This is a genomic window from Mesorhizobium sp. WSM4846 (assembly GCF_055811415.1).
On record NZ_JBVVPZ010000001.1, the window covers coordinates 107,928 to 128,407 of the forward strand.

Here is a 20,480-nt window from a genome sequence, read left to right on the forward strand (position 1 = left end):
GGCTTACTGCCCCAGCCGTTCGAGCAGCACCGGCACATGCACCTGATCGGATTTGTAGTTGCCGGTCAGCATGTACATCATGATGTTGACGCCGCCGCGCAGCGCATAAATGCGCTGCATCGGATCCGACGGCACGGTCGGCAAAAGCGGGTCGCCATTCTCGTCGACCGCCCAGGCGCCGGCGAGATCATTGGCGGTGATCATGATCGGCGAGACGCCGTCGCCGGTGCGTACCGGGCGGTTCTCGGTGTTGCTGGCTTCGAGCGACGCCGCGACCCAGAGCGGGCCACCGGCGAAGCGTCCGGGAAACTCAGGCAGGATGTAAAAGGATTTGGTCAGCACATGGTCCGACGGCACCGGCTCCAGCGCCGGCACGTTGAGGTTGCCGAGGATGTCGCGCAGCCGCTCCGTCGCCGGGCTGGCCTGCTCCGCGCCGATGCCGGTGGCGAACTGGTCGCGCGTGTCGAACAGCACCGTGCCGCCCTGCTGCATATAGGCGTCGACGCGGGCGATCGCGGCCTGGCTCGGCATCGGCGCGGCAGGATCGATCGGCCAATAGATCAGCGGATAGAAGGCAAGCTGGTCCTTCGAGATATCGACGCTGGCCGGCGCCCCCGGCTCGAGCGCGGTCTTCTCGATCAGAAAGCGGGTCAGGCCCTCCAGCCCGGCTTGGCTGATCGAATCGACGCTCCGGTCGCCGGTCTGCACATAGCCGATCCGGGTTTTCGAAATGTCCTCGATCGCCCGCTCATCACCGGGTTTGGCATCGTCGGCGCGGGCGATGTCGGTGTGGCCGACCAGGGCGCCGAGCGTAATCACCAGGGCGACGGTGGTTGCGGCGGCCGTGCCGGCGCGGCGCGGCCGGCGCGATAACAGGCCGCCCATCCAGAACACCGCCAGCGTATCAAGGACCATCAGCAGGAGAGCTGCCGCCACCAGCGGGCCCTTCAAATTGTGCGATTCGTCGAAAGCGTACTGGACGGCGGTGACCGGCACGGTGATCTGAGGACGGACCAGCGGCGCCAAGCGGCTTTCGGCATTGAGCAGATTGTGAGCGATGACGCCGGTGTCGGAGCCATACAGGCCGGGCGGATTCTCGAACGTCACCGGCAGCGGGCCGGCACCCGGCACCAGCGGCCGTGCATCCGGCGTCGGCGGCACCAGCGTGCCATCGGCTGATATCATGCGGTAGGGCGCCAGCGAGGCGGCGGCGGCTTCGGCATTGGCGACCGCCGCACCCTGGTTGCGCGACAGTTGCACGATGCGGCGCAGCATCTCGACGAAACTGCCGGAGATCGGCAGGTTCGACCAGGTCGCCTCCGGCGTGACATGGAACAGGACAAGCGTGCCTTTGCCCTTCTTCATCCCGGTCACCAGTGGCGTGCCGTCGGCAAGCGTGGCCCAGCTGCGCTCGACGATATCGGGCGTCGGCTCGGCCAGCACCTGCCTGGTGACGGTGACCTCGGCCGGTGGAGCGAGATCGGCGAAGGGGCCGGTCTTCGGAAAATCGGTGACCGGCTGCGGCGTCGTCCACGACAGCGCGCCGCCGAGCGAGCGCTCGCCGGTGCGCAGCCTGACCGGCAGCAGGTCGTCGTCATTGCCGGCGGCAACCAGCCGCGAGCCGGCGAATCGCACCAGCGTGCCGCCATTGTCGACCCAGTCGACCAGCCTTTGCCGCACCTGCTGCGGAATGGTGCCGACATCGGCCATGACGATCATCGCCGGCTTCTGGTCGAGGAGCTGCGGGATGGCGTCGGCAAGGTCGGCGCTCGACGGCTCGGCCAGATCGGCGAAGGGCTGCAGCGCGCGGCGGATGTAGTAAAGCGGCGACAGAAGCGGCTGCGCCTGGTCGGCTTCGGCCTGCGACAGCAGTCCGACGCGGCGGCGCTTGGAACTCTCGTCGAGCACGCGAACGGCGCCGGCCTGCCGCTGACCGTCGAGCGTGATCGAGGCGAAGTCGTTGCGCAGCTCGAAAGGCACCGCCATCGTGCCGGTGGCGGTGGATTCGCCCGGCGAGAAGGTCAGCGTGGCGTCGGCGATGCGGCGGCCCTTGTCGTCGAAGGCGCCGGCGGTCACCTGAGCCGGCGCCGGATCGCCCGGCGCGCGGATGGCGGTCAGCTCGAAGCCGTCCACCTGGTTGTCGGCGCCGGTCAGGCCGATCAGGCCAGGCCGGTCGGAGGCGGCCCAGACGACACGGGCGGCGTTCTTCGACAGAAGCGTGTTAAAGGCGGCCTCGTCGCCTTCCGCCGCCAGACCATCGGCGAGCACGGCGACGCTGGCGCCCGGCAAGCTCTCCAGGGTTGTCGCGACGCGGGCATAGACGGCCGGGCGGTCGGTCGGGATCGGCCGCGGCTTTGCCGCGCGCAGCCGGTCGAGCGCGGTGGCGGCGTCGAACGGGCCGATCTCGGCATTCGGTTTTTCGGCGGTGAAGGCGATGATGACAGGCACGTCGTTGGAGCTGGCATCGGCGATCAGCCGTTCGGCAGTGGCGACGCGCTGGCCCCAGTCGGCGGCACTTGCCCAGTCATTGTCAATGACCAACGCAAGAGCGGTGCCCTCGGCCGGCAGTCTTTCACGCGGGTTGAAGACAGGTTCGGCCAGCGCCGCAACGATAAGGGCCGCCATCAGCAGCCTGAGCAGCGTCAGCCACCACGGGCTCTGTTGCGGCGTCTCCTCGCGCTTCAGCACGCGGGCCAGGATCTTCAGCGGCGGGAAGACCTCAGTCTGCGGCTTGGGCGGGGTGAACCGCAAAAGCCACCAGATCACCGGCAGGGCCAGAAGGCCCCACAGCACCATCGGCGCTCCGAAGGAGAGCGGCAGCCAGCTCATGCGCGGATCCTCCCGGCTGAGCTGCCATCGACGGTCATCGCCATGTGGACACGCACCAGCGCATCGGAGGCGAGCCGGTCGGTGTGGTTGACGGTAAAGCTCCAGCCGAGGCGCTTGCACCAGTCGGTCAGTTCCTGGCGGCGGGCGATGTAAAGCAGTCGGTAGTCATCGCCCAGCGTTTCGGCGCGGCCGGCGGTCAGCTTGTCGCCGGTCTCGGGATCGGTGAATTCGGTGCGGCCGGCATAGGGGAATCTCTCCTCGGCCGGGTCGGCGACCTCGATCAGATGGGCACGCACGCCGTGGCGGGCGAGCACGTCAAGCCAGGCGATGGTGTCCTCGACCGGATCGAGGAAGTCGCTGACGATGACGATGTCGCAGAAGCGGCGGATGGCGGACAGGTCGGGCTTTGCCGGCAATTCGCCGGCATGGCTGAGTTGTGCTGCGATCCGCTCGGCGCCGTTGCGGGCGGTGAACGGATCGGTCAGCCCGGGCCAGGCGATGCGCTCGCCGCTGCGCGACAGAAGCTCGGCCATGGCCAGCGCCAGCACCAGCGCGCGGGACTCCTTCGAGACGGTGGCGCCGGTCGATTTGTAGAGCATGGAAGGCGAGGGATCTGCCCACAGCCACACCGTATGGGCGGCCTCCCATTCGCGGTCTCGCACATAGATGTGGTCGTCGCGGGCCGAGCGGCGCCAGTCGATGCGCGAGGAGTCGCCCTCGACATAGGGCCGGAACTGCCAGAAATTCTCGCCGATGCCGCGCTTGCGGCGGCCGTGCCAGCCGGCGATCACCGTGTTGACGATGCGACGCGCCTCGACCAGCAGGTCCGGCACCAGCGATGCCCGCAACCGGCCGCGGGCGAGCGCGTTACGCGTCGCCGCCGGAGCCTGGGCCTCGCCTATACGCGCCATCAGATGCCTTTTGCCAGTTTCGCCACCACGTCACGCACGGTCGTGCCCTCGGCACGGGCGGCAAAGGTCAGCGCCATGCGGTGCTGCAGCACCGGCTCGGCCAGCGCTCTGATATCGTCGATCGACGGCGCCAGCCGTCCGTCATAAAGGGCGCGGGCGCGGGCGCACAGTGTCAGCGACTGGCTGGCGCGCGGGCCCGGGCCCCAGGCGACGTGCTTGTCGGTCTCGGCATTGCCCTGGCCGGGGCGCGCCGAGCGCACCAGTTGGAGGATCGCCTCGACGACGCTTTCCGGCACCGGCATGCGGCGAATGAGGGTCTGGATCTCCTTCAGCCGCGCCGGCTGCAACACGTTCTGCGCCTTGGCGTCCTCAATGCCGGTGGTCTCCAGGAGGATGCGGCGCTCCGCCTCGATTTCCGGATAGAGGATGTCGACCTGCATCAGGAAACGGTCAAGCTGCGCCTCGGGCAGCGGATAGGTGCCCTCCTGCTCCAGCGGGTTCTGCGTCGCCAGCACGTGGAAGGGCGCCGGCAGGTCATGGCGGACACCGGCAATGGTGACGTGGTATTCCTGCATCGCCTGCAGCAGCGCCGACTGGGTGCGCGGCGAGGCGCGGTTGATCTCGTCGGCCATCAGCAGTTGCGCGAAGATCGGCCCGGAGATGAAGCGGAACGAGCGCTTGCCGAATTCGTCCTGCTCCATCACCTCGGAGCCGAGAATATCGGACGGCATCAGGTCGGGCGTGAACTGGATGCGGCGGGAATCGAGGCCGAGCACGATGCCCAGCGTCTCGACCAGCTTGGTCTTGGCGAGGCCGGGCACGCCGACCAGCAGCGCATGGCCGCCTGCGAGCAGCGCCACCAGCGTGCGTTCGACGACGCTTTCCTGGCCGAAGATGACGCGGCCGACGCCCTCGCGAACCCTGGAAATGTCGGCCAGCGCCGTCTCGGCCAGGGCGATCATGTCCTCTTCGCTGATCGGGCTTTCCTTGATCATCACGCTCATGCAGCATCGATCCTTCTCGTTGGAAATACCGGCTCGCAGCTTCGACGCCACAGAGTGCCGCGATTCGGCCTCGCGTGGCGCCCGCTTTGAACTTAAATCACTGACTTAGGCTGACAAGCGGAACAACAGTGACTATTTCGTGACCATGACAGAACGCGCCGACGATCGTGAAGGAAGTTTGACGGCAGCGACCGAGGCGCGCGGACTGGAGGCGCTGATCTCGCGTGCCGCCCGCGCGGGCAACGGGCCGGCGCCGGTGAATCGTTGGAATCCGGCCTTTTGCGGCGATCTCGACATGGAGATCCGGCAGGACGGCACCTGGTTCTACCAGGGCACGCCGATCGGCCGCATGCCGCTGGTGCAGCTGTTTTCCTCCGTGCTGCGCAAGGACGAAGACGGCAGGACCTACCTGGTGACGCCGGTGGAAAGGGTCGGCATCCGCGTGGTCGACGCGCCCTTCATAGCCGTCGAGATGGATGTTTGCGGCACCGGCGATGGCCAGGTCATCACCTTTCGTACCAATGTCGGCGATGTGGTCGAGGCCGGGCCGGAGCATCCGCTGCGCTTTGTCGACGAGGAGGCAACCGGCGGCCTGAAACCCTATGTGCTGGTGCGCGGACGGCTGGAGGCGCTGCTGGCGCGGCCGGTCATGTATGAATTGGTCGAGCATGGCGAGGAGATCGAGGTCGGCGGCCGAAGGATGTTTGCCGTCCGCTCGAAGGGTGCGGTCTATCCGATCATGCCGGCGGAAAAACTGCAGCGGCTGAGCGCGTGAGCGGGCGACGCCAAATGGACCGGGGCCAAATGGACCGGGGCCAAATGAACCGGGGCATGATGGACCAGGTGACGCGATGAACCAGGTGACACTATGGACCAAGTGACGCCGGCGCCGTTTTCGGCCGCGGATTTTCGCGCCCGCGTCGCGGCGCAGCCGCTGGCGCATGCCGCCGACGATTATGGCGACCATCGCTTCAACCCGGGACATCCGCGTTTGAAGCTCGCAAAGGCGCTGCGCGATGCCGCCGTGCTGATCCCGGTGGTCGATCATGGACGCGATGCAACGGTTCTGCTGACCAAGCGGGCGGAAAAGCTGCGCAGCCATTCGGGGCAGGTGGCCTTTCCCGGAGGCACGATCGATCCTACCGATCCGAGCCCGGAGGCGGCGGCATTGCGCGAGACATTCGAGGAGATCGGGCTTGGCCAGGATCGGGTCGAGATCATTGGCCGCATGCCCGATTACGTCTCCGGCAGCGGCTACCGGATCGCCCCGGTGCTGGGAATAGTGCGGCCGGACTTTTCACTGACGCTGAATTCCGAGGAGGTCGACGCCGCCTTCGAAGTGCCGCTGCGCTTTCTGATGGACCCGGCCAACCACGGCCGCGACAGCCGCATGTGGAACGATCTCGAATGGGTCTTCTACGAAATGCCCTATGACGGACAACGCATCTGGGGCGTCACCGCGGGCATCATTCGCACGCTCTATGAAAGGCTCTATACGTGAGCGGCCGGGTGTCGCTCGCGGGCAAAGCCGACTGGCTCGGGGAACGGCATTTGCAGCGCCTGCTGGCGGCTTTGGCGGATGGCGGCGAGGAGGCGCGCGTCGCCGGCGGTGCGGTACGCAATGCGCTCATCGGCCAGCCGGTTGCCGACGTCGATATCGCCACCACAACCGTGCCTGACGAGACCATCCGCCGCGCCAAGGCGGCGGGTTTCAAGGCGGTGCCGACCGGCATCGAGCACGGCACCATCACGATTGTCGCCGGCGGCAAGCCATTCGAGGTGACCACGCTGCGCGCCGACATCGAGACCGACGGACGGCGGGCAAAAGTGTTGTTCGGGCGCGACTGGAGGGCCGATGCGGAACGACGCGATTTCACCATCAACGCGCTCTATGCCGAGGCCGACGGCACGATCGTCGACCTGGTCGGCGGCATTGCCGATATCGAGGCGCGCCGGCTGCGCTTCATCGGCGATCCGGAGGCGCGCATCCGCGAGGATTATCTGCGCATCCTACGCTTTTTCCGCTTCTTCGCCTGGTATGGCGACGGCCGGCCGGATGCCGAAGGGCTGAAGGCTTGCGCCCGGCTCAAGGAGGGGCTTGGCCAACTCTCGGTCGAGCGCGTCTGGTCCGAACTGAAGAAGCTGCTGTCGGCCCCCGATCCATCGCGCGCCCTGCTGTGGATGCGCCAGGCGGGCGTGCTCACCAGCGTTCTGCCGGAGAGCGAGAAATGGGGCATCGATGCGATCCATGCGCTGACCAGGGCGGAGAAGGATCTCGACTGGATGCCGGACCCGCTGCTCAGGCTGGAAGCGATCGTGCCGCCGGACGCAGCGCGGATGAAGACGCTCGCCGAGCGGTTGAGGTTCTCCGTCAGCGACGCCGGTCGCCTCAGGCAGTGGGCGCTGACAGCGCCCGTCGGGCCGAAGACGACCGAAGCGGAACTCGCAAAACGGCTCTATCGCGGCGATCGTCAGGGTCTTGTCGATCGCTTGCGGCTGTCGCTCGCTTCCGCTCGAGCCCGCGCCGTCGAGGACAACGACGCGCTGCTCGAAGCTGGCGGCTTTTCGCGGCTGCTGGCCTTTGCCGGAAAATGGAAAAAGCCCGACTTTCCGCTCAAGGGCGCCGATCTGACGAGGCTTGGCGCGTCGCCCGGGCCGAAACTCGGCGCAACCCTGAAGGACCTCGAAAACGAGTGGATCGAGTCCGGCTTTGCGCTGGATCGCGGCGCACTTCTCAAGCGCGCCGCAGAAGCACTCGAAAATTAGGCAAATCAGGCCGCGTCGCGAGCCTTTTCGATGCGCGAACGGATCGCTTCGATCATCGTCTCGCGAATGATCGTCTCGCCATGCGTCTCACGCATATGCTCGACGGCACGACGCATGATCTCGGCTTCCTCGTCGGCGCGCGTATGCCAGTCACAACCCGGAACCAGCGAGCCGCAGTGGAATTCCTTCATCGGATTTCTCCCTTTCCTCCTCGGAGTGCCGCATCTGCTCTGACACGGAAGCTCCAGCACCTTTGATCGACGCATGATCTCTGTCGGAAACCGGTTCGGTTTTCGGGTCATGCGCTGGCGGAACCAGCATAACACGATCGGATGGTTTTGGTTGCTGCAGAGACCGAAAAAGGCGGAGCATCGCTGCTCCGCCCTCTTGACGCTACCCCGGAGGCAAGACCTCGTCTTGCTCCAGCGGGCAGGCTATCACTTCACGATCCTGACTGCCTCGGCAATTTTGTGCTTGCCGCTCATGTCCCACGAAACCCGGACCTTTTCGCCAGCCTTCAGGCCAGGATTCTTGAAGGCCTTGGGCAGCGTAAAGGTAGATCCGTTATCCAGAACAAGGCTCATGGCCGTTCCATCGTAAGTCTTGATCGTGCCCGTGGTGTGCTTGACCGCTGCGAAGGCAGCGCCACCAGAGGCAAGAGCGGCGGCAGCCGCAACCGACATAATAAGCTTGCGAATGGCATGCTCTCCTGGAAATGAAGGCACCATTTTTCGGAGGTGCCCCACTCAATCATGGGCCGTCCGGTCGCGTCGGGTCGCGGTTCCAGGGAGGCGAGAACCGCCGGCGTTTCCCGGCCCGTAACGAAAAATAGTCTTGCTTTTTCAAATGGATATTAGACGAAAAAGATATTCTGCGCGCCACATTCGCCGCCAGAATCCTGCGATTTGGACCGATTGCGACTCACGTCCAACTCACCGAGATTTTACGGCCATTTCACCTCTGGCGGCAGGCTGGACAGGATCGCGGCAACGTTGCCGCCGGTCTTCAGCCCGAAGATGGTGCCGCGATCGTGAAGCAAGTTGAATTCGACATAGCGGCCGCGGCGAATGAGCTGTTCTTCGCGGTCGCCCTCGGTCCAGTTGTCGTTGAAATTGGCCCGCACCAAATGCCCGTAGACGACGAGAAAAGTGCGCCCGATATCCTGGACGAAGTTGAAATCGGCGTTCCAACCGCCTTTGTCCTCGTCCGAATGCAGCCAGTCGAAGAAGATGCCGCCGGTGCCGCGCGGTTCGTTGCGGTGCGGCAGATAGAAATACTCGTCGCACCAGGCCTTGAATTTCGCGTGGTCGGCGACGCCAGCGTGCTTCTCGCAGGCAAATTGCATGGCGCGGTGGAAGGCGACCGTGTCCGGGTCCTCCTGGCTGCGGCGACGGTCGAGCACCGGCGTCAGGTCGGCGCCGCCGCCGAACCACTGGCGCGCGGTGACGACCATGCGCGTGTTCATGTGCACCGCCGGCACGTTGGGGTTCCACGGATGGGCGATCAGCGAAATGCCGCTCGCCCAGAAGCGCGGGTCTTCCTCGGCGCCCGGCATCTGCTTCCTGAACTCCGGCGAGAACTCGCCATAGACCGTCGAGGTGTGGACGCCGACCTTCTCGAAGACGCGGCCGCGCATCATCGACATGGTGCCGCCGCCGCCCTTGCCGGCGTCGCGCTGCCACGGCGTCTTTTCGAAGCGGCCGGGCGACCACGAGGCCTGCGGCCCCTGCAGGTCCTGCTCGATCTGCTCGAAGGCGGCGCAGATGCGCTCGCGCAGCGTCTCGTACCACAGCCGCGCCTTCATCTTCTTCTGTTCGATGTCGGCCGGCAGCCCCGCCGGTATTTCGGGTCGTTGCAAATGCTGTCTCCTGTTGTCGGGCGTACCCCGACAAATGACTCGTTTTTTCCGGCCGCGATCCCTAATCTCTTAGGTGCAAGGGTCAAGTGTGAATGGAGTCCTTTCGTGCGCACTCCGGCAAGACCGCCGCTGGATGGCCTGAAGAAGAGGCTCGACCGTTCGCGCGCCGAGCGCGAGCGCATGCCGCGCGACGGGTTTTTGCGCGAGACCTTCGTCCTGCCGCGCTCCGATGCGCGGCTCAAGGCGAAAGAGTGGTTCGAGCGCTTTCCCAAGCAGGCCTACTGGACCGAGATCGAAAGCTGGTTCGAGCGGCCGGGCGACGTCATCGAATTCACCATCAGGCGATTGCCGGCGGCGGATTAGCGAGCGACCAACAACCGCCTTGCTCCCGGGCCTTGGGCGCTCAGCCGGTCTTCCTTGTTGCGCAGCGGGCACTTGTCGATCGACATGCAGCCGCAGCCGATGCAGTCGGTCAGCCCGTCGCGCAGCTTCTTCAACTGGGCAATCTTGCGATCGAGCTGGTCGCGCCAGGCGGTTGAAAGCACATTCCAGTCCTCGCGCGTAGGCGTGCGGCCTTCAGGCAGCGATGCCAATGCCTCGCCAATCTCGGCCAGCGAGATGCCGACCTCCTGTGCCACCTTGATGATCGCCACCCGCCGCAGCACGTCGCGGCCGTAGCGCCGCTGGTTGCCTGATGTGCGGTGGCTGCGGATCAGTCCGCGCGCCTCGTAGAAATGCAGCGCCGACACTGCCACCCCGCTGCGCGTGGCCACCTGGCCGACCGTCAGTTCCGTCACCGCAGCCATTCGAATTTTCCGCTTGACCTCAAGTTAAGTTGAGCTTGTAACGAAGAAACCCTTGAAATGCAAACCGCAGGAGAAGGCGATGTGCGCCTGGGTGAGAATGACAAGTGGCGGTGCGGTCGTCGGCGAGAAAGCCGCCACAATCGCTGCACCCGCTGAGGATCTGCAAATCCTATCCGAGCTGTCGGATCGCCTCGCCGGCCACCATGGCGACGGAAAGCGCGACGTTGATGCTGCGCGCGCCCGGCTGCATCGGGATGATCAGTCGCGCATCCGCCGCCTCGTGGACAGGGTCAGGCACGCCTGCGGATTCGCGGCCGAACAGAAGAATGTCGGCACCGGCGAAGGCGAAATCGGTGTAGGCGGTCGCGGCTCTGGTCGACAGCAGTACCAGCCGCCGCGCTTCGCCTCTGCGCCAGTGCTCGAAGGCTTGCCATTCGACATGCCGGGTCAGCGCCGCCATTTCGAGATAATCCATGCCGGCCCGTTTCAGCGCCCGGTCGGAGAGCGGGAAGCCGGCCGGTTCGATGATGTCGACGCCGAGACCGAGGCAAGCCGCGAAGCGCAGGATTGTCCCGGTGTTGCCGGCGATATCCGGCTGGTAGAGCGCGATGCGGAGACGGTTGTTCATTTCCGCATCCTTCTAATAAGTGGCAGATCGGCCACAACAGGTTCGCGGTTTTGGAAATTTCTGGACCGGCGGGTGGTCATTTTCTGCGAAGTCGGTTATACGCCGGGCATTGTCAACCCGAACCGATGGAGGGGTAATTCATGATGATCATGCACATCCAGCGCCCCTCATGTGGGCTTACCAGCCTGCCGGCGGTTTCGGTTCGACGATTCTCCTGACCTTTTAGACTTCGATCGCACCGATTCTTAGCCGAAACCCTTTTTCGGTCTTCGAAGGAATCCTGCGATGTTTTTCAAGCTGTCGAAGGGGCTGAACGCCCCGCCTGAGCACGCCGCTGTTCAACCCCCGCCTTTCGCTGGCCATTCAGCTGCGAACAGGCCGGATTTTTCTCCCTATTTTCACATGGAGGACGGACCGATGTTCGATCCCTGCAAAATTCCCGGTTCAAGAAACCTGCACGAGCGCAGGATGGCGACCTGGGCGCTGTTGGTCGGCGAAACCTACTCGTCGGCGGTTCACGCCGAAACCCGCCGGCGCCCGCATCGCGGCATGCTGCCGGACGTCGACTTCTCGCGCGCGGTTCCCGACCGCAGCCGGCCGTCGCTGGTGCGCCGGATTATCAGGCTGATCCGCCCTGGCGCGAAATCCGGCGCGAAACTCCGGGTCGTCGACGCAGCGCTGTCAGGATCGTCAAACGAGCCTGTCGGCGAAAAGCCCGCGACATCCTATATTGCGCGAAGCAGGATCGGCGGCCCGGGTGATTCCGGGACGCCGGTCCTTGCTGCCACGCGACCCATGACGCCATGCGCTCCCAGGACGCTACACGCTCCCGCGCGGCGAGAGCGAAAACGAGCATGTGAGTACCAAGACAATGTTCCGCTGGTTTGAAACAAGGCTCGATCCGTTCCCTGCCGAGGAGCCGGTCGAGCCGCCGAAGACGCTGATCGCCTTCTGCGTCCACTATACGCGCGGCGCCTGGCCCTACATCGCAATCGATGCGATGCTGGTGACGGCTATCGCCCTTGCCGAAGTGTGGATGTTCGGCTTCATGGGCAGGATCGTCGACTGGCTGTCGGTGCAGAATCGCGAGACATTCCTGCAAACCGAGGGATGGAAGCTCGCAGGCATGGCTTTCATCGTGGTTTTCGCGCTGCCGGGGACGGTCTGGTTCCATGCGCTCCTCAACCAGCAGACGCTGATGGGCAACTATCCGATGCGTATCCGCTGGCAGGTGCATCGCTACCTGCTCAAGCAGTCGATGGCCTTCTACCAGGACGAGTTCGCCGGACGCATCGCGACCAAGCTGATGCAGACGGCGCTCGCCGTGCGCGAATGCGTCATCAAGCTCATCGATGTGCTCAATTATGTCGTGGTGTATTTCCTCGGCATGCTGTTCATTGTCGGCTCGGCCGACTGGCGGCTGGCGGCACCGCTTGCCGTCTGGCTTGCCGGCTATGTCTTGCTGCTGCGCTATTTCATCCCGCGGTTGGGCAAGGTCGGCGAGGAGCAGGCCAACGCGCGCTCGACCATGACCGGCCGCGTCGTCGACAGCTACTCCAACATCCAGACGGTCAAGCTGTTCTCGCATGCGCGGCGCGAGGCGTCCTTCGCCCGGGAAGGCATGGCCGGCTTTCTCGATACGGTCTACCGATCGATGCGGTTGGTGACGCAGCTCTACGGCCTGCTCTACGTCCTCAACTCACTGCTGTTGTTTTCGGTCACTGCGATCTCGCTGTGGCTTTGGCTCGGCCAGGTGGTGACGATCGGCGCCGTCGCCCTAGTCATCGGCCTCGTGCTTCGGCTCTGGGGCATGTCGCAATGGATCATGTGGGAGATGTCCACCCTGTTCGAGAATATCGGCACGGTGCAGGACGGCATCAGCTCGATCTCGCTGCCGCGCGTCGTCGAAGACAGGCCTGGCGCCAAGGACATTGTCGTGACCAAGGGCGAGATCCGTTTCGAAGACATCCGCTTCCACTACGGCAAGCAGAAAGGCATGATCGAACGCCTGTCGCTGACAGTGAAGCCGGGCGAAAAGGTCGGCATCGTTGGCCGCTCGGGCGCCGGCAAGTCGACGCTGGTCAACCTTCTGTTGCGCTTCTACGACCTTGAAAGCGGCAAGATCCTGATCGACGGCCAGGAAATCGCGGCGGTGACGCAGGATTCGCTGCGCGCCCAGATCGCCATGGTCACGCAGGATACCTCGCTGCTGCATCGCTCAGTGCGCGAGAACATCCTTTATGGCCGACCGGACGCCAGCAACGAGATGCTGGTCGAGGCAGCACGCCGCGCCGAGGCGCTTGATTTCATATCAAGGCTTTCGGACGCCAGTGGCCGCACCGGTTTCGATGCGCATGTCGGCGATCGTGGCGTCAAATTGTCAGGCGGCCAGCGGCAACGCATCGCGATTGCCCGTGTTATGCTGAAGGACGCACCGATCCTCATCCTCGACGAGGCGACGTCTGCGCTCGATTCAGAGGCCGAGGCGGCGATCCAGGAGAACCTTTACAAGCTCATGCAAGGCAAGACCGTCATCGCTATCGCGCACCGGCTCTCGACGATCGCGGCGATGGACCGGCTCGTCGTTATGGACAAGGGCCGCGTCATCGAGGAGGGTTCGCATGAGCAACTCGTCGCCAGCGGCGGGCTCTATGCGCAGCTTTGGCAGCGTCAGTCGGGCGGCTTCCTGCTCGACGAGCGTGCGGCCGCCAACGATGCCATTGTGAAGGGTCAAGCAGCGGAATGATGGGCCGCAGAATGATGGCACCAGAATGATGATTGCCGTCTATCGCTGGTTCGAGAACTGGGTCTATCCGTTCAGGGAGCCCGCGAGCCTTCGGCCACCGGTCAGCGTCAGCGGTTTCCTCTGGCACTATGTCGGCCAGGCGAAGGTCGCCTTCTTCGCCATGCTTGTCATCGGCGGCATTGCGCCGCTGGTCGAGGCTGGGCTGTTCTACTTCGTCGGCAGGCTGGTCGACATTCTCGACCAGCTCCCTGGCGAGCGCAGCTGGGATGCGCTGTGGACTGCCGCCGGTCCCGAACTTGTCTTCATGGCCGCCGTGGTGCTGGTCGTCCGCACCATCGTCGTAGGCGTGGCGGCGCTGGTCGACGAGCAGACGATCACCCCCGGCTTCTACAATCTGGTGCGCTGGCAGGCGCACCGCCATGTCTCGCGCCAGTCCTACAACTTCTTCCAGAACGATTTCGCCGGCCGCATCGCAACAAAAGTCTGGCAGGCCGGGCAGGCGACCGGCGATTTGATGCAAAGCTTCATCGAGGTCGTCTGGTTCATGGTCGTCTATACGGTGACGACGCTGGTGCTGGTCGCCGGCCTCGACTTGCGGCTGGCGGCGCTGGTGGTGATCTGGATCACCGCCTTCGGCTGGCTGGCCAGGCGCTATCTGCCGGCGATCCGCAAGCATGCCGAGCAAACCGCAGAGGCCGGTTCGATGATCACCGGCCGCTTTGTCGATTCCTACTCGAACGTGCAGACGCTGAAGCTGTTCTCCGCCGATGGCGACGACCGATACATCAGGAGCGGCTTCAACATCTATCTCGATGCGCTGCGCCCGTTCACCCGCAGGCTGACCGGCGTGCGCATGGCGCTGACGACGCTGTCGGGGATCATGATCACCGCGATCGCCTGTTTTGCCGTCTATCTCTGGCTCGAAGGCTCGATCACCGTCGGCGCCGTCGCCTTCACGCTGTCCCTGGTGTTGCGGCTCAACATGCTGCTCGGCCGGCTGATGATGCAGCTCAACAGCATCCTGCGGAATCTCGGCGTGCTGGAAAACTCGAAGGCGCTGATCTCGCAGCCGCTCGGCCTGACCGATACGCCCGACGCCAAGGAGCTTGTCGTGACCGGCGGCCGGATCGAAGTGAACAACGTCGAGTTCCACTACGGCAAGGGATTTGGCGTGCTCAACGGCATCGATCTTGTCGTGCGGCCGGGCGAGAAGGTCGGACTGGTCGGTCCGTCCGGCGCCGGCAAGACGACGCTGGCCAATCTGATCCTGCGCCTCTACGAGCTCGAGGCCGGCAAGATCACCATCGACGGCCAGGACGTCTCGAAGGTGACGCAGAATTCGCTGCGTGCCAACATTGGCGTCGTCAGCCAGGATACCGCGCTTTTCCACCGTTCCTTGCGCGACAACATCAAGCTCGGCATGCCGGAAGCAACAGACGCCGAGGTGATCGCGGCCGCGAAGAAGGCCGAGGCGCACGACTTCATCCTCGACTTGCGCGACAATCGCGATCGCCAGGGCTATGAGGCCTTTGTCGGCGAGCGCGGCGTGAAATTGTCTGGCGGCCAGCGCCAGCGCGTGGCGATCGCCCGCGTCTTCCTCAAGGACGCGCCGATCCTGATACTCGACGAGGCGACGTCGGCGCTCGATTCCGACATCGAGGCGGCCATCCAGGAAAATCTGGTGCGGCTGATGGAGAACAAGACGGTCATCGCCATCGCGCACCGGCTGTCGACCATCGCCGCACTCGATCGCCTGGTGGTGCTCGACGGAGGCCGCATCGTCGAGCAAGGCACGCATGACGAGCTGGTCGCGCTCGATGGGCTCTATGCGCGGCTGTGGAAGCGGCAGTCCGGCGGCTTCCTGTTCAACGAGGAGAGCGTGCTGGAGGAGACTCGGCCGGCGGAGTAGGACCAGATTTCAGCAAAACCGGAGTGAATCATGTCGGTGCGAATGCCATCGAATTTCGGACGGTCGGGGGCGCAGGAAAGCGCGCTCGACCTGCTCGGCCATGAAATCCTCGGGGAAAAGGCGGCGGCGCTCGGCCGCGCCGGCCGGCGCGTGGATGAGACGCTGGCGAGATTGCGTGAACATGGCGACGATGGCGATCAACGTGCCCGGCTGCTCAGGGACGCGGCCGAGGCGGTCCACGCCTACTTCATCCAGCGCGAATTGTGCGGCTTGCGCAAGCACGACGCGGTGATCCGGGAATACAACATCCCCAAGGCCGTGCTGGCCAGGCTCGGCGCCAAATAGACAATAGTGTTGAAAATCTGATGGTACCGAAGACGAAATACCGATTTCGACCCCGTTCCAGTCGTTCAGATCGCTCGCGCTACGGAATAAGTTGACCCGAAGCCGCCCTTCATCAGCCCATTTCGCTGCCTGATAGCTGACATTTTTGGCAACCAGCACTGATGGCTCGGAAGCCTACTAGCGGGGTTGAAGCCATGGACCAGCCAGCACTCGTTCTAAGACAAGCAGTATTTCGCTGATCGTATCCATGGCCCCCGTTGCTCAAAGAAATCCGTGACAATCCCGTTCTCTGGTTGTTGGCCTTTGTGCCTGCGGTGTTTGTCGCCCAAGCACTCGAGCCCGAAGCACACACGCTGCTTTTTGTGCTTTCCGTGCTGGCGATCGTGCCGCTGGCTGCGCTGCTGAGCTACGCCACCGAGTCGATGGCGACCAAGACGGGCGATACTGGTGGGCGGCCTTCTCAATGCGACGCTGGGCAACCTCACCGAACTGATCATCTACTCACTGGGTCTGGTATTCTCGCTTAAAACGCATCGGGAGTTTTTCGGCGGCGGGAATCCCCATCCGGACGCAGGCGAATCGATGTTGCCGGCGCCCGTAGCTCTGGGGACGGCGGCCTGTCTGACCGTCAAAGGTTCGGAGCGGCTTGAGACAATTTGCCGGTCGGGAACAAATTTGGATCGACGACGTTTCTTTCAGTTAATGACGACGTTTCGCATACGGCAAACATTGCCACCAGCGAGGGGACGCGATCATGAGGTTCCTGTCAGGCATAGCGACCTCCCTGGTCGCCACTTTTGCACTTACAAGCACTGTTCCAGTTGATGCCGCACCGATCTTCGTGCCCAGGACACAAAGCGCGCAGTCCGATGTCATCCAAATTCGAGATGGCTGGTACAGGGGTTATCGCGGCTATCGCCACTATCGTCCGGGATACCATAGGCACAACGACTTTTGGTTTCCCGCCGGCGCATTTGTCGCTGGAGCGCTGCTCGGCAGCATGATCGCCAACAACAACGGCTACTACGGCGGGTATTACCGAAGCGGCTTCTACGGCGATCCGTATTACGGCGGACCCTATTACGGCAGACCTTATTATGGCGGATCCTATTATGGCGGATCTTATTATGGCGAACCGTATTACCGCGACCGGTATTACCGCAACCGGTATTATGGCGACCGGTATTATGGCAATGGGTATCACTCAAACAGGTCCTATCGCCCATGCTCGCCCCGGGAAGCCGATTCCGGTAATTGCTACTAGCGTGGCCTGTCGCGACACATTCTACCGCCTATCGCGAATTTGACCTTGATGTGCCCACATGGCATCATGGAATGGTAGCTGGACTGCGAAGACAAGACTTCTTGCCGCGGCGGCCGATTCCTTCAACGTGCGGCTGGAAGCCTGCCTCAGTCGACTACCCTGCTGATTTACGTCTTGCGGTTGGGTGGGCATGAATTGAGCCCAACGAACGAGATTGGCAAGACGTCGATCTGCCTCTGTGTTCTATTCTCGAACGGTTTCGAGTGGAGGAGAAAATGGCCAACATCAAAGACACAGCTTTAGACATAAATGCGGCGCCGCCGAGCGCTGAGCAACTGCGAATGGCTCTCCTAGAGGAGCAGATGGCGGAGGCAGACAAGCAGGAAAAGCTGCGGGCGAAAAAAAATCAGGAGCTCACGAAGTTCACAGAAAGTTTCCTCAAGGACCAGGTGAACGAGAATGAAATCGCGATGGTCCGCCGCCTGGTGATGAACGCTGTCAAGAACGGCAAGTACGAAGCACTAGTATATAGTTTTCCGTCGGCCCTTTGCACTGACAGCGGCCGAGCCATCAACAGCGCTGATCCGCAATGGCCCGAAACGCTCCAGGGCAAGGCCAAGCAGTTCTATGAGCGCTACCAGAAGAATGCGAAGCCGCAGGGTTATAAGCTTAAGGCCATGATTATTAACTTCCCCGGCGGAATCCCTGGCGACGTCGGCTTCTTCTTAAATTGGGAGCCCGAAACCAAATAGGAACCGGTAATGGTTCTGAACTGCGTGTCTAGCTGGGTCAAAGCACGTTCGGCACCACGTTGCGCGGAGTTGCATCGTCCACGAAGTTGTCGGGCCGCTTCTGGCGTTTGCTGAAGTTAGGTTTTTCGAACTCGACGCGCTCATAGGGGATGGAGCTCAGAATGTGCGAAATGCAGTTGATGCGCGCGCGCTTCTTGTCGTTTGACGGCACAATCCACCAGGGCGCATGCCTTGTGTCTGTTGCACGGATCATCTCGTCGTAAGCGCGGGTGTAATCCCACCAGCGGTTGTACGATTCGACATCCATCGGGCTCAGTTTCCACTGTCGAAGGGGGTCGTCGGCCCGCTGTCGGAAACGCCGCTCCTGTTCTTCCTCACTCACATCGAGGAAGTATTTGAGCAACGTTATGCCGCTTTCGACAAGGGTGGCTTCAAAACCTGGCGCCTGTTCGAGAAAGCGCCGCACCTGCTTCTCGCTACAGAAGCCCATGACGCGTTCAACGCCAGGACGGTTGTACCAGGAGCGGTCGAATATCACGATCTCGCCTCCGGCGGGCAGGTGCTGGACGTAGCGCTGAATGTAGATCTGGGTCTTCTCCCGATCGGTCGGAGCCGGCAGGGCGACGACGCGGAACACGCGTGGGCTGACGCGCTCGGTGATGCGCTTGATCACGCCGCCTTTCCCGGCGGCGTCACGGCCCTCGAAAATGATCAAGATGCGGGCACCAGACTTCTTTACCCAGGCCTGAAGGTGGGAAAGCTCGACCTGCAACCGGGCGAGTTCCTTCGCATATTTTTTTCCTCCCGATTTCGCTTCCTCCGCCGGTTCGGATATCGTAGCCGCCGCCCTGTCTCTATTCTTCTTACTCATGTCTTCCTCCACTCCACTGGCACGCAGCCATTAAAATGACAGTTAGTGACAGCAGGAGAGTCCCTGAACTGTCACGCTTGGGCCTCGAACGCATGATACGCCTCTTCGGGAATGTCGAAGACCATGTCGGAGCCAATGCGCTCGATCACGCCGGCGCGAACAAGGATATCGCGCGCTTCGGCGTGAAGCTCCGCTACGCCAAGCCTGATCCCGCGATTGCGCAATTCGTCACATAGCTCGTCCAGCATTGCCGCTGCCGAGCTGTCGATCTGGGAAATTGCACTTGCATCAATCAGCAGCCAGCGTGTGTCGGCCGGCAATTCCTGGGCAATGGACCGCAGCCGCGATGCGATGTAGTCGGTGTTGAAGAACAGCAGGCTGCCTTGAATGAGGCATACGGCGAGGCCGGGTACCTGACGGGCCTCGGGCGTTCGATGCAGTTTGTAGAAACCGTCATGGCCTGGAACACGGCCGAGCATAGCGTCGCGGGGAAACATCAGCTTGCGCAAAACATAGACCAGCGTCGCGCCGATCGCGATGACAACCCCGTTAAGGACGCCCAGACCGATCGGACCCCACATCGCGATAAGGGCGAAGACGAACTCCATGCGGCTGATGCGCCAAATCTGCCTAAGGGCGGCGAGATCTATCAGGCTGATTGCAGTAGCCGCAAGAATCGCCCCGAGCGCAGGGATCGGGATAATCCTTAGGGTCGGACCGAGAAACAGCAGTGTCGCGATCAGGGTCGCGGCAGCCACGATGCTCGTCACCTGCGAGCGTCCGCCAACGGTAAGGTTGACCGCCGTGCGCGAGTCGGAGGCCGTCACCGGGAAGGCGCCGAAAAGGCCCGCCCCTATGTTCGCAGCGCCAAATCCGATGAGTTCGCGGTTTGGATCGACCGGGTAGCCGCCTATTGCCCCAAAGCTGCGGGCCGTAATGATGCCGGCGCCGTAGCTCACGAGGAAGATCGCCGCGGCGCCGAGGGCCAATGTCTGGATCGGAAGGTCAGCGATCGCTGGCAACGACAACGAGGGCAACCCTGTCGGAATATCGCCGACTACGGCGATGCCGCGTCCTTCAAAGTCGAAAACGGCCGAAAGCACTACGGAGAGGACCACGACCAGCACTGGCCCGGGAACCGGAAAACGCATGGCCCGCGCGATCTGCAACAAACCGAACATCCCCAAGGCCAGCAGAAGAGACGGCCAATGTATCGATCCGGCCTTGCGCAGAAGTTCGAGGACCGGTGCGAGCAGGCCTTCCGCCTCGATCTTGAGTCCGGTGAAGCGACCGATTTGGCCGATCAGGATCGAAAGCGAGATGCCGATGAAGAACCCCGTCAGGATGGGACGCGACAGGAAGGTTGCAAGAACGCCGAGCCGAAGCACCCACGCCGCCAGGCAAAACAAACCGACGCCAAGCGCGAGGATTGCTGCGATCGCAGTTCGGTCCACTTCGAGCCCGACTGGCACGCTCGCGGTAACCGCGACCAAAACCCCCGCAAGCACCGTCATCGTAGCCGCGTCCGGACCGACTATGAGCTGACGCGAGGGGCCAAAGATCGCGTAGGCAACCAGCGGCGCGATGCTCGCGTAGATGCCGGTCTCAGGCGGCAGGCCCGCTATCGCAGGATAGGCGATAGCACTGGGAAGCCCAACCGCGGCAACTGCAAGCCCGGCAGAGACATCGCTCCGCACCCAGCCCGGTTGATAAACGGAAAGGCTCGTAAGCACGGGAAGGCGCAAGCCCACCGGGTTGAATCCTTAGCTGGCATAGCTATTTTATCAGCTT

Annotated in this window: 20 protein-coding genes and 1 pseudogene; 11 read left to right on the forward strand and 10 right to left on the reverse strand. The window is 63.3% G+C overall.

Features of this window, described 5'->3' with window-relative positions; all coding sequences use genetic code 11:
* Positions 1-3: 3 nt before the first annotated feature.
* The 3 genes from AC0L15_RS00550 to AC0L15_RS00560 are packed head-to-tail and all read right to left on the reverse strand — an operon-like array spanning position 4 to position 4,744.
* Positions 4-2,829: a DUF4159 domain-containing protein gene (locus AC0L15_RS00550; protein ID WP_473495795.1), complete on the reverse strand. Its 2,826-nt coding sequence runs from the start codon at positions 2,827-2,829 to the stop codon at positions 4-6.
* Positions 2,826-3,740, reverse strand: a complete 915-nt coding sequence (locus tag AC0L15_RS00555; RefSeq protein WP_473495796.1) for a DUF58 domain-containing protein — start codon at positions 3,738-3,740, stop codon at positions 2,826-2,828. Before AC0L15_RS00555 ends, AC0L15_RS00550 begins: the two co-directional genes overlap by 4 nt.
* Positions 3,740-4,744, reverse strand: coding sequence for an AAA family ATPase (locus AC0L15_RS00560; protein WP_023799949.1), 1,005 nt, complete (start codon positions 4,742-4,744; stop codon positions 3,740-3,742). Before AC0L15_RS00560 ends, AC0L15_RS00555 begins: the two co-directional genes overlap by 1 nt.
* 145 nt (positions 4,745-4,889) lie before the next feature.
* On the opposite strand from AC0L15_RS00560, the gene AC0L15_RS00565 reads away from it, so the two are divergent.
* The 3 genes from AC0L15_RS00565 (at position 4,890) to AC0L15_RS00575 (ending at position 7,510) form a co-directional block, all read left to right on the forward strand.
* Positions 4,890-5,519, forward strand: coding sequence for a DUF1285 domain-containing protein (locus tag AC0L15_RS00565; protein ID WP_287064243.1), 630 nt, complete (start codon positions 4,890-4,892; stop codon positions 5,517-5,519).
* Positions 5,520-5,612: 93 nt separating this feature from the next.
* Positions 5,613-6,245 carry a CoA pyrophosphatase gene (locus AC0L15_RS00570; protein WP_128169702.1) on the forward strand — a complete coding sequence of 211 codons (633 nt, stop codon included), beginning with the start codon at positions 5,613-5,615 and terminating at the stop codon, positions 6,243-6,245.
* Entirely contained in the window at positions 6,242-7,510 is a 1,269-nt protein-coding gene (locus tag AC0L15_RS00575) for a CCA tRNA nucleotidyltransferase (RefSeq protein ID WP_473495797.1), read from the forward strand. The genes AC0L15_RS00570 and AC0L15_RS00575 overlap by 4 nt, the downstream gene beginning before the upstream one ends.
* A gap of 5 nt (positions 7,511-7,515) precedes the next feature.
* On the opposite strand, the gene AC0L15_RS00580 is transcribed toward AC0L15_RS00575, so the two are convergent.
* The 3 genes from AC0L15_RS00580 to hemF form a co-directional block, all read right to left on the reverse strand.
* Positions 7,516-7,701, reverse strand: coding sequence for a DUF1059 domain-containing protein (locus AC0L15_RS00580; protein ID WP_023799945.1), 186 nt, complete (start codon positions 7,699-7,701; stop codon positions 7,516-7,518).
* 246 nt (positions 7,702-7,947) lie between these two features.
* Positions 7,948-8,208, reverse strand: coding sequence for a DUF1344 domain-containing protein (locus AC0L15_RS00585; protein ID WP_287280436.1), 261 nt, complete (start codon positions 8,206-8,208; stop codon positions 7,948-7,950).
* 245 nt (positions 8,209-8,453) lie between these two features.
* Positions 8,454-9,368 (reverse strand): oxygen-dependent coproporphyrinogen oxidase, encoded by a 915-nt coding sequence (hemF, locus tag AC0L15_RS00590; protein WP_287246353.1) that lies wholly within the window; start codon positions 9,366-9,368, stop codon positions 8,454-8,456.
* A 105-nt stretch (positions 9,369-9,473) separates the two neighbouring features.
* Between hemF and AC0L15_RS00595 the strand changes: the two genes are divergently transcribed.
* Positions 9,474-9,731 carry a hypothetical protein gene (locus tag AC0L15_RS00595; protein ID WP_006202578.1) on the forward strand — a complete coding sequence of 86 codons (258 nt, stop codon included), beginning with the start codon at positions 9,474-9,476 and terminating at the stop codon, positions 9,729-9,731.
* Here AC0L15_RS00595 and soxR read toward each other — a convergent pair.
* Both soxR and AC0L15_RS00605 read right to left on the reverse strand, forming a co-directional pair.
* A complete protein-coding gene (gene soxR, locus AC0L15_RS00600; protein ID WP_287064229.1) occupies positions 9,728-10,174 on the reverse strand; it encodes a redox-sensitive transcriptional activator SoxR in 447 nt (148 codons plus the stop codon). The two genes, AC0L15_RS00595 and soxR, sit on opposite strands and share 4 nt — an antisense overlap.
* 169 nt (positions 10,175-10,343) lie before the next feature.
* Positions 10,344-10,802, reverse strand: a complete 459-nt coding sequence (locus AC0L15_RS00605; RefSeq protein WP_287064228.1) for a tRNA (cytidine(34)-2'-O)-methyltransferase — start codon at positions 10,800-10,802, stop codon at positions 10,344-10,346.
* Positions 10,803-11,219: 417 nt separating this feature from the next.
* On the opposite strand from AC0L15_RS00605, the gene AC0L15_RS00610 reads away from it, so the two are divergent.
* The 7 genes and pseudogenes from AC0L15_RS00610 to AC0L15_RS00640 all read left to right on the forward strand — a co-directional run bounded on the left by AC0L15_RS00610 (position 11,220) and on the right by AC0L15_RS00640 (position 17,818).
* Complete coding sequence (locus tag AC0L15_RS00610) at positions 11,220-11,690, forward strand: hypothetical protein (protein WP_287064227.1); 471 nt, start codon at positions 11,220-11,222, stop codon at positions 11,688-11,690.
* Positions 11,674-13,548: an ABC transporter ATP-binding protein gene (locus AC0L15_RS00615; RefSeq protein WP_473495849.1), complete on the forward strand. Its 1,875-nt coding sequence runs from the start codon at positions 11,674-11,676 to the stop codon at positions 13,546-13,548. Before AC0L15_RS00610 ends, AC0L15_RS00615 begins: the two co-directional genes overlap by 17 nt.
* A gap of 25 nt (positions 13,549-13,573) precedes the next feature.
* Positions 13,574-15,457, forward strand: a complete 1,884-nt coding sequence (locus AC0L15_RS00620; protein WP_287246354.1) for an ABC transporter ATP-binding protein — start codon at positions 13,574-13,576, stop codon at positions 15,455-15,457.
* Positions 15,458-15,487: 30 nt separating this feature from the next.
* Entirely contained in the window at positions 15,488-15,802 is a 315-nt protein-coding gene (locus AC0L15_RS00625) for a DUF6665 family protein (RefSeq protein ID WP_236369102.1), read from the forward strand.
* A 257-nt stretch (positions 15,803-16,059) separates the two neighbouring features.
* Positions 16,060-16,300 (forward strand): annotated as a pseudogene (locus AC0L15_RS00630) (calcium/proton exchanger); the annotation flags it as partial.
* A 256-nt stretch (positions 16,301-16,556) separates the two neighbouring features.
* Positions 16,557-17,066, forward strand: a complete 510-nt coding sequence (locus AC0L15_RS00635) for a BA14K family protein (protein ID WP_473495854.1) — start codon at positions 16,557-16,559, stop codon at positions 17,064-17,066.
* A 275-nt stretch (positions 17,067-17,341) separates the two neighbouring features.
* Positions 17,342-17,818 (forward strand): histidine kinase, encoded by a 477-nt coding sequence (locus tag AC0L15_RS00640; protein ID WP_128178093.1) that lies wholly within the window; start codon positions 17,342-17,344, stop codon positions 17,816-17,818.
* 37 nt (positions 17,819-17,855) lie between these two features.
* On the opposite strand, the gene ppk2 is transcribed toward AC0L15_RS00640, so the two are convergent.
* A complete protein-coding gene (ppk2, locus tag AC0L15_RS00645) occupies positions 17,856-18,689 on the reverse strand; it encodes a polyphosphate kinase 2 (RefSeq protein WP_128247200.1) in 834 nt (277 codons plus the stop codon).
* Positions 18,690-18,760: 71 nt separating this feature from the next.
* Positions 18,761-20,440 (reverse strand): SulP family inorganic anion transporter, encoded by a 1,680-nt coding sequence (locus tag AC0L15_RS00650; RefSeq protein ID WP_473495799.1) that lies wholly within the window; start codon positions 20,438-20,440, stop codon positions 18,761-18,763.
* Between the last annotated feature and the right edge of the window lie 40 nt (positions 20,441-20,480).

Coding starts and splice junctions, on each gene's coding strand:
- AC0L15_RS00580 (WP_023799945.1), bottom strand. CDS start 7,701: ATGAAGGAATTCCACTGCGGCTCGCTGGTTCCGGGTTGTGACTGGCAT.
- ppk2 (WP_128247200.1), bottom strand. CDS start 18,689: ATGAGTAAGAAGAATAGAGACAGGGCGGCGGCTACGATATCCGAACCG.
- AC0L15_RS00605 (WP_287064228.1), bottom strand. CDS start 10,802: ATGAACAACCGTCTCCGCATCGCGCTCTACCAGCCGGATATCGCCGGC.
- AC0L15_RS00635 (WP_473495854.1), top strand. CDS start 16,557: ATGAGGTTCCTGTCAGGCATAGCGACCTCCCTGGTCGCCACTTTTGCA.
- AC0L15_RS00615 (WP_473495849.1), top strand. CDS start 11,674: ATGTTCCGCTGGTTTGAAACAAGGCTCGATCCGTTCCCTGCCGAGGAG.
- AC0L15_RS00565 (WP_287064243.1), top strand. CDS start 4,890: ATGACAGAACGCGCCGACGATCGTGAAGGAAGTTTGACGGCAGCGACC.
- AC0L15_RS00640 (WP_128178093.1), top strand. CDS start 17,342: ATGGCCAACATCAAAGACACAGCTTTAGACATAAATGCGGCGCCGCCG.
- AC0L15_RS00620 (WP_287246354.1), top strand. CDS start 13,574: ATGATGATTGCCGTCTATCGCTGGTTCGAGAACTGGGTCTATCCGTTC.
- AC0L15_RS00570 (WP_128169702.1), top strand. CDS start 5,613: ATGGACCAAGTGACGCCGGCGCCGTTTTCGGCCGCGGATTTTCGCGCC.
- AC0L15_RS00555 (WP_473495796.1), bottom strand. CDS start 3,740: ATGGCGCGTATAGGCGAGGCCCAGGCTCCGGCGGCGACGCGTAACGCG.
- soxR (WP_287064229.1), bottom strand. CDS start 10,174: ATGGCTGCGGTGACGGAACTGACGGTCGGCCAGGTGGCCACGCGCAGC.
- AC0L15_RS00610 (WP_287064227.1), top strand. CDS start 11,220: ATGTTCGATCCCTGCAAAATTCCCGGTTCAAGAAACCTGCACGAGCGC.
- AC0L15_RS00550 (WP_473495795.1), bottom strand. CDS start 2,829: ATGAGCTGGCTGCCGCTCTCCTTCGGAGCGCCGATGGTGCTGTGGGGC.
- AC0L15_RS00625 (WP_236369102.1), top strand. CDS start 15,488: ATGTCGGTGCGAATGCCATCGAATTTCGGACGGTCGGGGGCGCAGGAA.
- AC0L15_RS00560 (WP_023799949.1), bottom strand. CDS start 4,744: ATGAGCGTGATGATCAAGGAAAGCCCGATCAGCGAAGAGGACATGATC.